The sequence below is a fragment of the Intestinirhabdus alba genome (assembly GCF_009711095.1).
GTDB lineage: Bacteria > Pseudomonadota > Gammaproteobacteria > Enterobacterales > Enterobacteriaceae > Intestinirhabdus > Intestinirhabdus alba.
In genome coordinates, this window is the sequence record NZ_WMJZ01000016.1 from 108859 (window position 1) to 118886 (window position 10028).

Annotated in this window: 8 protein-coding genes; 4 read left to right on the plus strand and 4 right to left on the minus strand. The window is 54.4% G+C overall.

Features of this window, described 5'->3' with window-relative positions; translation table 11 throughout:
* Positions 1-96: 96 nt before the first annotated feature.
* The 4 genes from GJV78_RS12890 to GJV78_RS12905 form a co-directional block, all read right to left on the minus strand.
* The gene (locus GJV78_RS12890; RefSeq protein WP_155108737.1) at positions 97-840 is read right to left on the minus strand and encodes a fimbrial biogenesis chaperone; all 744 of its coding nucleotides are present in this window, start codon (positions 838-840) and stop codon (positions 97-99) included.
* A 46-nt stretch (positions 841-886) separates the two neighbouring features.
* Positions 887-3361, minus strand: coding sequence for a fimbria/pilus outer membrane usher protein (locus tag GJV78_RS12895; RefSeq protein WP_155108738.1), 2475 nt, complete (start codon positions 3359-3361; stop codon positions 887-889).
* Between the two features lie 55 nt (positions 3362-3416).
* The gene (locus GJV78_RS12900; RefSeq protein WP_155108739.1) at positions 3417-3965 is read right to left on the minus strand and encodes a fimbrial protein; all 549 of its coding nucleotides are present in this window, start codon (positions 3963-3965) and stop codon (positions 3417-3419) included.
* 73 nt (positions 3966-4038) lie between these two features.
* On the minus strand, positions 4039-4569 hold the full coding sequence (locus GJV78_RS12905) for a fimbrial protein (protein ID WP_155108740.1): 531 nt from the start codon (positions 4567-4569) through the stop codon (positions 4039-4041).
* A gap of 707 nt (positions 4570-5276) precedes the next feature.
* On the opposite strand from GJV78_RS12905, the gene GJV78_RS12910 reads away from it, so the two are divergent.
* The 4 genes from GJV78_RS12910 to GJV78_RS23630 all read left to right on the plus strand — a co-directional run.
* Complete coding sequence (locus GJV78_RS12910) at positions 5277-6896, plus strand: sensor histidine kinase (protein ID WP_155108741.1); 1620 nt, start codon at positions 5277-5279, stop codon at positions 6894-6896.
* Positions 6893-7612 (plus strand): two-component system response regulator DcuR, encoded by a 720-nt coding sequence (gene dcuR, locus GJV78_RS12915; RefSeq protein ID WP_167519552.1) that lies wholly within the window; start codon positions 6893-6895, stop codon positions 7610-7612. Before GJV78_RS12910 ends, dcuR begins: the two co-directional genes overlap by 4 nt.
* Positions 7613-8522: 910 nt before the next feature.
* Positions 8523-9863, plus strand: a complete 1341-nt coding sequence (gene dcuB / locus GJV78_RS12920) for an anaerobic C4-dicarboxylate transporter DcuB (protein WP_155108742.1) — start codon at positions 8523-8525, stop codon at positions 9861-9863.
* Positions 9864-9930: 67 nt separating this feature from the next.
* The coding region (locus GJV78_RS23630) for a hypothetical protein (protein ID WP_230979134.1) at positions 9931-10028 on the plus strand (98 nt) is incomplete at its 3' end.

Consider the following 10028-nt stretch of genomic DNA (forward strand, 5'->3'; position numbering starts at 1 on the left):
CCTTTTTAAACCTATCCGACCATCACTCTTACCCGCGCCCGCCGTCTGCGGGCCTGGTATCCAGACCGCGGACAAGAGGGGTCCGGCACCTTGTCATTAACCCTGCTGCGCAGGCGGCAGCGCCTTACAGGTATTTCCTTCGCAGCGGTATTTCAGCTCCGGATGACCACCGTAGTCGTTCACGTACATCATGGAGAACTGGCTCACTCCCGCCTCGGTTATCGCAAACTGCAGGCTGGACTTCGGCGCAATCATGATCCCTGGAAAGCGGGTAATTTTTTGCCCCGACGCATTTGTCAGGCCAATGATGGTGACGTAGTAAGGCGTCGGATTCTGCGCCGTCATCTGCGTACCGCTCTTTTGAAACACCACCTGGTTTTGCCAGATTTCGCTTTTCGTTTTCGGGATCACCGCCGCCGGCCGGTAGAACAGCTTGATGCGCGATTGCATCGCCAGCTGCAGCACGTTCGGCTTATCCGGCTTCGGCGGGATCTCCCTGACGTTCAGATAAAACAGGCTTTCCCGGTCGGTGGGCAGCTTATCTATGCCGTCGGTTTTCGTGACGCGGGCAATCCCCTTCTGTCCACCATTGATGCGCTGAAGCGGAGGCAGCACAACCAGTGGCGAGGTGATTTTGTTGCCCTTTTCATCCTCCACCCACGACTGCGCAAGAAAGGGAATATCCGGACTGGTGTTCGACAAGTTTGCGCTTGCCGAGGTATCTTTTTCGGTAAGAATGACGCGGGTGCGATCCAGTGAAACGCCCGCCTGCGCGCCGCTGCCTAATGCCCATAAGGCAGCGGCCGCGATCCAGTATCCGTAATGTTTTTTCATGCTCATTTTTGGCCTTTTATTACAGGGTAATATCACGCTTTACCGACAACGTTCAGCGACAGGGAAGCAGCGCGGTCCCGCTCTGCTCCGTTGTCCCGGAAGGTATCGAAATCTGACACTGCTGCTTGCCGCCCCACATTACGTTTAGCGTTTCACCAGGGTTAACCCCGGCCAGCCACGCCTTACCATCTTCCAGCACCATCGCTACGCTGACGCCGTCGGCGTTCAGCACCTCTGCCCCAAACGGCGGCTCGCTGTTATCCGCCAGGCGCAGCGTTCCCATCAGCTTCAGCCCTTTCGCCATGCCAAAGGCCTGGTAGCCAATGGCACCTTCAGTCAGGGTGGTGGTATTGATGGCTTTCGCCGGTTCGATATCGCTGTCCATAGCGTCAACGTCAATGCGCGTGTCAAAGCTGTAGTAGCTCACCACGTCCGGCACGACGGCGATGCCGAAAAGATTGGTCTTCGCCGTCTGCCCGTTCAGCGGTACGCCGCTGATGCCGTTGGTATCAACCATCATGCGCGCGGTGTTTAACGTCGCGCCGCTGTTATGTAGCGCCGCGCCGTGGCGGGTGGCGGTAAAGCCGCCGCGCAGGGTGGTGCTCAGCGCCAGATAGCGATGCTGCTGATAGCTGGCGGTGGTATTGATCTCAGCCAGCTGCGAACGATGCTGATAATAGCCGTCAACGCTGGCGTCGCCGTCCCGACTGGCCCCGGCGCGAATACGCCACAGATTGTTGTAATCGCTGTTGTCGGTGTAGGACAGCATCGGGCTGGTTTTCCCGTTGTTGGTCTGGGTATCAAGCCCCGCCCAGCGGTTATCGCCGATCGGCACCGAAATGGAGAAAGAGATGGAGTCATCTTTCTTGCCTTCATAATCCGTCCGCCAGGCCGACAGGCTGGTGCTGATACCGCTAATATCGCCGATACGGAAGGTGCGCCCGATGGACGCGCCGTAGCGATCCTGGCTATGCCTGTTCCAGTAGTTCTGATGGGTATAGGACAAAAACAGCGTCGTGGCTTTCCCGGCTTCGTCAGCCCAGAAGGTCTTATTGGCGGTAATGGTGTACAGCTCTTTTTCCCGCCCGGTGTTTTTATAGTCGTGATAGCGCTCGTTAAGATACTGCGCCATCGAGCGGAACTCTTTCTGCGAAAAACGATAGCCCGCGAAGGTAATCGAGCTGTGGTACTCGTCAAAGGTCTTGGCGTAGCTCAGCTTATAGGAGGTGCCCTTCAGGCGATCGCCATCGGGCTTCCGGCTCCAGGACTCGGTGGCATCCACGGAAAGCGCCCCCAGCAGGCTCAGGTCGCGCCCGATACCCGCCGAGGCGGCGGTATACTCTTCGCCCGCCGACTGCAGGCCGCCGTAAAGCGACCAGGCATTGCTGATCCCCCACGAGAAATCGCCGGACAGGAAGAACGGCCCCTGAACCTTGTGGTTAATGCGCGAGGGCGCACCGCCTGCGAGGTTATAGCGCACATAGCCCGGCCGGGTGAGGTAGGGAATGTTGGCCGTGTTAACCTGGAAAGTGGAAACCGAACCATCCTGCTCCTCTACGCGCACGTCCAGCGTACCGCGCACCGAGTTGCGCAGGTCCTGAATATTGAACGGTCCCGCCGGGACGGTGGTTTCATAGACGATTCGCCCACTCTGGCTGACGGTAACCTTCGCGCTGGTGCGGGCGATACCGCGGATCTCCGGAGCGTAACCCTGCAGGGCCGGCGGCAGCATCCGCTCATCGCTGGAGAGGTTCATCCCGGTAAAGCGCACGGTGTCAAACACCTCTGAATCCAGATAGATTTCACCCAGCGTTAGCTTCGCCGCCATCATCGGCAGCGGGCGATAGGCGTAAATCTGGTTCCAGTCGAAGTCGTACCGATGGTCGCTGCTGTAATAGCTGGTCTGATACTCACCGCGCAGACGCCAGGCACCGAGGTTGAACCCCGCCTGGCCGTAGCCTGACAGCGAATGATAGTCGTCGCTGTCGTCCAGCTGGCGGGTCACCTGCCCGTTGAGGCTGTAATCGAAGATAAAGCCCGCGACCCCGGCATCCCAGCGTTCAGGCGGCGTCCAGCTGGGATCGTTATATTTCATCCACGCCTGCGGCACGACGATATCGAGCACGCCCGCGTAGTTGGTTAATTTCGCGCCGGGCAAACTTTCCAGGGAGTAACAGTTCTCGTAGACCTGCTTCACCATCAGCCGGGCCTCTTCCTTCAGGGCCAGCTTCTCCAGCAGATCGCCGGGAATACAGGGCAGAGAACGCTTGCCATCCGGAGCCGCAACGTAGCTAATCTTTTGCTGGCTGACGTCCTGGCCGTTGATGCGAATATCCAACAGATAGTCGCCGGGAGTGATATAGTTTTCCGTTGAAAAGCGAGACAAGTCGATGCGGGTTCGATCCGTCGCATCCAGTACATCGGTATTAAATTCAACGTTATCTTCTGCGCAGACAGATCCGACATAGCAGATGCTTATTATCTGTAAGGCTGCTATCGTCATCTTTGTTTTCAACATTACCGACATGATTTTTCGTCCCGAATAAATCTATTAAAATCGCTAAGCTTTTCGTCTTTATTTTTTAGTTGTAATCCATGAAAAATTGGGCGTTGGCGTAGAAGCTACCGGCTTTAATATCTTGCTCAATAGGCACCAAAGTGGCAGAAAATTGCAGAATGTTGTTCTTATCGCTTAATTCATATTCAGCGGAGGGCTTGCCCAACGATAAAACAGAGCCATTGCGATCGCGCAAGCGAATACCAAAACCGCTGGCCTCACCGACCGGCAGCAGAGTATTAGGATCGGAGGCCGTCGCGTTGCCGGTAAACATAATCGTGGCATAAGGATAACGGCTGGCGGAATTGTCTCGTCTGATAAAGGAACAGCCGACAAGGCGCACGGTAAACGGGCGGGTCACGTTATTGACATCATTATTGGCGATCGCCGTAGCGGAAATGTCGCCGAATCGGACTTCGATATCGCGGCTGGTAGGATCGATGCTGCAGGCGGCTTCAATAATTTCACCGGTCATAATTAACTCGCCCGGCGTATAAGTAGGGGTGGCGGCATGAACAGTGCTCAGCAGCAGGCATGAACAGACCGCCATCAGCACTTTTTTGCTTATTTTCATCGTGGCCTCCCTGGCGCTGGTTTAGCACATTGAAAAGTGCGGGAACATTCCCGCACTTCAGTTACCGGTAAAATTACTGGTAAGCGATCTGGAAGTTGATCGTGGACTGGAATGCGCCCGCAGTTACGTTGCTGGCAGCGTTGTCCGCTTTCAGATAGGCTACGAAAGGAATGTTGTTAGTACCGTCAACCAGCGTCACAGCCGTAGTCGGCTGGCCCCAGACAACGTCCTGGCTGGCGCTGTCGCGCAGGCCGATACCCGCGCCAGACGCGGTGCCGGAAGTGAAGGCAGCCAGCGTGGTGTCAGCCGGGTTCAGGCTGGTCGGGGTGTATGAAACCACAGCGCTGGTAGCAACGGTGGTGTCGCAGTGCTGCAGTTCAATGTTTTTCTGAACGTTACCAGCGCGGGCACCATTAGCCAGAGCAGATACCGGAACCTGACCGAAGTCAACGCTTACCGGGCTGGAGCTAGGTGCCAGACCGCATGCGGTATTTACCAGTTCACCCTGAAATTCAATCGTGCCGTTAGTGTTGGCAGCGAGAACAGATGTAGAGCCCAGTGCAGCCGTAAAAGCGACAGCCATAGCGACTTTATTCAATTTCATAACGTTATCCTGTTTGTACTAATATCCTGAGAGAAATTAAGAGTTATCACATTGCGTTTTTGTTCGCTCCGTTAGTTCCTAACTCTTAGTTTTGCTTTTGCAACATCCATTTAATAATTAACGCTAATATCCTCCAGCGTTAATTAGCGGCACTTCCTTGAACTGCCCGGAATGTTACCAAATGCAAATTCACGCACAAAGCACTTCAGACGCCGCTAAAGACATACGCATTTATAACTCGCAGTTTACTTTAACAGTGATTTATATCTCGCGGCAGTTAGCGAACATTCTCAAATAACGTTTTTTCAGGAGTTTTCGATTAATAATCTCTGGCTTATCAGAGATAACAATCAAATAAACAACAGGGGGATTAGAGGATATGCATTTTAGCAAAATACTTAGCCAAAACAATAATTGCCGCCCGATGTGTCAATAATTGTAGAAATAATGTTTATAGATGGTTATACAAAACAAAAATGTAGCATAAACAACGAACAGTTAAAAAACAATTTTTAAACAAATCCAGTTCCGGCGACGCGGGCGGATAGATCTGCCCCAGCGGCCAGGCGTGGAGAGCGGCATGGAGAAGCCGAATTACGCCCCGGTCACAGCATAAGAGCGTCGCTGTGGGCCAACGTTTCCACCGCCTTTGAATTACGCATCCCATCAGAGATAATACCCGCACGACGGGTAATATCAGGACCACGATGAAACGCTCCCTGCGACGCAAACGACCGATGAAGCTCGGTACGACGGTGATTTTAATGGTCAGCGCGGTGCTCTTTTCCGTGCTGCTGGTGGTGCACCTGTTTTATTTCTCACAGATCAGCGAAATGACCCGCGCAGCGCTGGCGGATAAAGCGCTGGCGGTCGCCCGCAGCCTCGCCGACTCCCCGGGTATCCGCGACGGGCTACGGAAAGCTCCCGCCCACAGCGGCATCCAGGCCATTGCCGAGGCGGTACGCCAGCGCAACGATATGCTGTTCATCGTGGTGACCGACATGCAGGGCATCCGCTATTCCCATCCGGAATCCCAGCGCATCGGCCAGCCGTTTAAAGGTGACGATATTCTGCTGGCGCTGCAGGGTCATGAGAATATCGCCATTAACCGCGGCTTTCTGGCAAGAGCGCTGCGCGTGTTTACCCCCATTTATGACGAGCAGCAGCGGCAGATCGGCGTGGTGGCCATCGGTCTGGAGCTGAGCCGGGTCGCCGCACAGATTAACGACAGCCGCTGGAGCATTATCTGGTCGGTACTCATCGGTGTGCTGGTGGGCCTGCTCGGCACCGGGATACTGGTGAAAGTGCTTAAGCGCATCCTGTTTGGCCTGGAGCCATACGAAATTTCCACGCTGTTCGAGCAGCGCCAGGCGATGCTGCAGTCGATAAAGGAAGGGGTCATCGCCGTTGACGAGCGCGGCGACGTCACGCTGGTTAACGAAGCCGCCCGCGCGCTGCTGAACGACCAGCCGTCCCGGGGCGATACGCAGCTCGCCAGCCTCAGCCGCGCGTGGTCGCAGGTGGTGGACTTAAGCGAGGTCCTGCGCGACGGCACGCCGCGCCGCGATGAAGAGATCAACGTGAAGGATCGTCTGCTGCTGATTAACACCGTACCGGTGCGCTGCAACGGTGCCATTATCGGCGCGATTTCCACCTTCCGGGATAAGACAGAAGTTCGTAAGCTGTTACAGCGGCTGGACGGGCTGGTTAACTACGCCGATTCACTCCGTGAACGATCCCACGAATTTATGAACAAACTCCATGTGATTCTGGGATTACTGCACCTGAAGAGTTATAAGCAGCTTGAAGATTACATTATCAGGACGGCGAACAACTATCAGGAAGAGATTGGCTCTCTGCTGGGAAAAATCAAGTCGCCGGTGATTGCCGGGTTTTTACTGAGCAAGATTAACCGGGCGTCTGATTCGGGCCATACCTTAACCATTAGTAGCGACAGCCTGCTGCCGGACAGCAGCAGCGAAGACCAGATTGCGATACTGATTACCGTGCTGGGTAATTTAATCGAAAACGCCCTTGAGGCATCAGGGCCGGAGCCAGGCGGGGAGATTAACGTCTCCCTGCACTACAGCGACGGCTGGCTGCATTGCGAAGTGAGCGACGACGGCCAGGGGATCGCCCCCGATAGCCTCGACCATATTTTTACCAAAGGCGTCTCGTCGAAGGGAAGCGAACGTGGCGTCGGGCTGGCGCTGGTTAAACAACAGATTGAAAGCGTCAACGGTAATATTTCGGTAGAGTCCGAACCTGGGATTTTCACTCAATTTTTTGTACAGATCCCCTGGGATGGGGAGAGGACCCGCGTGTGATTAATGTCTTAATTATTGATGACGATGCCATGGTGGCTGAGCTAAACCGCCGCTACGTGGCGCAAATTTCTGGTTTCCAGTGCTGCGCGACCGCCGCGACGCTGGAGCGGGCAAAGGAGCTTATCTTCAACGGCGACATGCAAATCGATCTGATCTTGCTGGATATTTATCTGCAGAAAGAGAGCGGGCTGGATCTGCTGCCGCTGCTGCATGCATCCGGCTGCAAAAGCGATGTCATCGTTATCTCCTCGGCCGCCGACGCCGCCACAATCAGAGATTCGCTCCACTACGGCGTGGCTGATTATCTGATTAAGCCGTTCCAGGCCGCGCGCTTTACGGAAGCGCTCACCGGCTGGTTGAAAAAGAAAAAGACCATCGAGAAGCAACAATATTTTGAGCAGTCAGAGCTGGACCGGCTGATTCACGGCAGCGCCGCCGGCGAGCAGGAGTCCCGACGGCTGCCGAAGGGCTTAACCCCGCAGACTCTGCGCACGCTGTGCCAGTGGATCGACGCCCATCAGGATTATGAATTCTCTACCGACGAGCTGGCCAACGCGGTAAATATTTCCCGCGTCTCCTGCCGTAAATATCTTATCTGGCTGGTGAACTGCCATATTCTATTTACCAGCATTCACTACGGCGTAACCGGCAGACCGGTGTATCGCTATAGCGTTCAGGCAGAACATTACTCCTTGCTCAAGCGCTACTGCCAATAGAAAATAATGCGTTCGGGCTGCCGGACTCATTATATTTAATAACAATTATCACATTAATGATAAATATACCCGCCATACGGCAAGCTGAACGGGCGCTGCTATAGGGTCTGCCCCATGATACGGCCTTCCGGCCTCACCCCTTCATGGCGCGCTCTCCGGCCGTTCAAAACGCCCGGCGCTTTATCACGCCGCCCGAATTACGCAGCAGACACCGCCTCAGTTCTTTTGTAAATTCATAAGGTTATAATTTCATGGCGGCACATTGTTTTTAATTTCAAAAACGCTAACAAAACTTAAAAAACTATTTCCATGCGGATATTATGTGTATTTTTAATCCGAAAGGATTAGTCTGGATTACAGTCAGACAGGCATAAAAAAACTAATACTGTAGCAATGAGGAATGTGCTACGTCGTATGAAAAAAATAATATTCTGTGAGCCAACAACAATTTTTAAACACCAGCATGTATATTTAGATAAACGGTGTGAACGCGATCGCAAAAAACACCTTCTTTTTATCATGACCGGCAACTGCGGAATAGCCCGACGTCATTCCTGCGGCTCCTGTATAACACGCCTGCCCATCGCCGGAGAACGCTGCTCTCCGGACAACATTTGCCAGATATCGCCAGACCCTTTCTTTACTTCGTTTTATGGCCTGAATAATTCACGGCGTGGACTCATAGCCCCGCTTGCGATGTTAAATCGCGCCGGTGCTGAACCAGAAGCGCGTAATCAGGGAACAGAACATCGCAACGCTATCGCCTGTTTCCGGCACATATTAAGGAGCACCGTCTGATAGCACGCTGACAAAGGCTTTTTCGCCAGGTTCTGAAACTCATTCATAAAAATCAGAGCGTGGCTGTGATCCAATTAGCAAATTTCACTGGGTTTTTCGCGAGGGTAAGTCGATGTTATTTAGTTTACAGCTTCTCATTATATTAATATGTCTGTTTTACGGTGCCAGAAAGGGCGGTATTGCGCTGGGTTTATTAGGCGGGATCGGTCTGGTTATTCTGGTTTTCGTCTTCCATCTCCAGCCGGGCAAACCGCCCGTCGACGTCATGCTGGTGATTATCGCGGTGGTTGCCGCCTCGGCCACGCTGCAGGCCTCCGGCGGGCTGGACGTCATGCTGCAGATCGCGGAAAAACTACTGCGCCGCAATCCAAAGTATGTCTCCATCGTCGCGCCGTTCGTCACCTGTACGCTGACGATCCTCTGCGGCACCGGCCACGTGGTATATACCATCCTGCCCATCATCTACGACGTGGCAATTAAGAATAATATCCGCCCGGAGCGCCCGATGGCGGCAAGCTCCATCGGCGCGCAGATGGGGATCATCGCCAGCCCGGTTTCGGTGGCGGTCGTTTCGCTGGTCGCCATGCTGGGCAACTTCACCTTCAACGGCAAGCACCTTGAGTTCCTTGACCTGCTCTCCATCACTATCCCCTCTACCCTGCTCGGCATCCTGGCTATCGGTATCTTCAGCTGGTTCCGCGGTAAAGATCTGGACAAAGACGAAGCCTTCCAGGAATTCATCTCCGTGCCGGAAAACCGCCACTATGTCTACGGCGATACCGCCACGCTGCTGGATAAAAAGCTGCCGAAAAGCAACTGGCTGGCCATGTGGATCTTCCTTGCCGCCATCGCCGTCGTTGCGCTGCTGGGGGCCTTTTCAGAGCTGCGCCCCTCATTCGGCGGCAAACCGCTGTCGATGGTGCTGGTGATTCAGATGTTTATGCTGTTGACCGGCGCGCTGATTATTATCCTGACCAAAACCAACCCCGCCTCCATCTCAAAAAACGAGGTGTTCCGTTCAGGCATGATCGCTATCGTGGCGGTATACGGCATCGCCTGGATGGCGGAAACCATGTTCGGCGCGCATATGGGCGAAATCAAGAGCGTGCTGGGCGAGATGGTAAAAGAGTATCCGTGGGCCTACGCGATCGTGCTGCTGCTGGTCTCCAAGTTCGTTAACTCTCAGGCGGCGGCGCTGGCGGCTATCGTGCCGGTCGCGCTGGCGATTGGCGTGGACCCGGCCTATATCGTGGCCTCGGCACCGGCGTGCTATGGCTACTATATCCTGCCAACCTACCCAAGCGATCTGGCGGCCATTCAGTTCGACCGCTCCGGCACCACCCGCATCGGCCGCTTCGTCATTAACCACAGTTTTATTCTGCCGGGTCTGATTGGCGTCAGCGTCTCCTGCGTGTTTGGCTGGATCTTCGCCGCCATGTACGGATTCCTGTAATCGAACGCCGCACGCCGCCGGGCGGCGTGCGCAATAAACCTAAAAATAAGCAACGGGCTGGAAGCACATGTCAAAAAAAGAGTTTGTTTATCAGTCGCCTTTCCCGCTGGGGGAAGACAACACAGAATACTATCTGCTGACTTCCGAACACGTCAGCGTCGCTGA

Coding starts and splice junctions, on each gene's coding strand:
- GJV78_RS12890 (WP_155108737.1), bottom strand. CDS start 840: ATGAGCATGAAAAAACATTACGGATACTGGATCGCGGCCGCTGCCTTA.
- GJV78_RS12895 (WP_155108738.1), bottom strand. CDS start 3,361: ATGTCGGTAATGTTGAAAACAAAGATGACGATAGCAGCCTTACAGATA.
- GJV78_RS12900 (WP_155108739.1), bottom strand. CDS start 3,965: ATGAAAATAAGCAAAAAAGTGCTGATGGCGGTCTGTTCATGCCTGCTG.
- GJV78_RS12905 (WP_155108740.1), bottom strand. CDS start 4,569: ATGAAATTGAATAAAGTCGCTATGGCTGTCGCTTTTACGGCTGCACTG.
- GJV78_RS12910 (WP_155108741.1), top strand. CDS start 5,277: ATGAAACGCTCCCTGCGACGCAAACGACCGATGAAGCTCGGTACGACG.
- dcuB (WP_155108742.1), top strand. CDS start 8,523: ATGTTATTTAGTTTACAGCTTCTCATTATATTAATATGTCTGTTTTAC.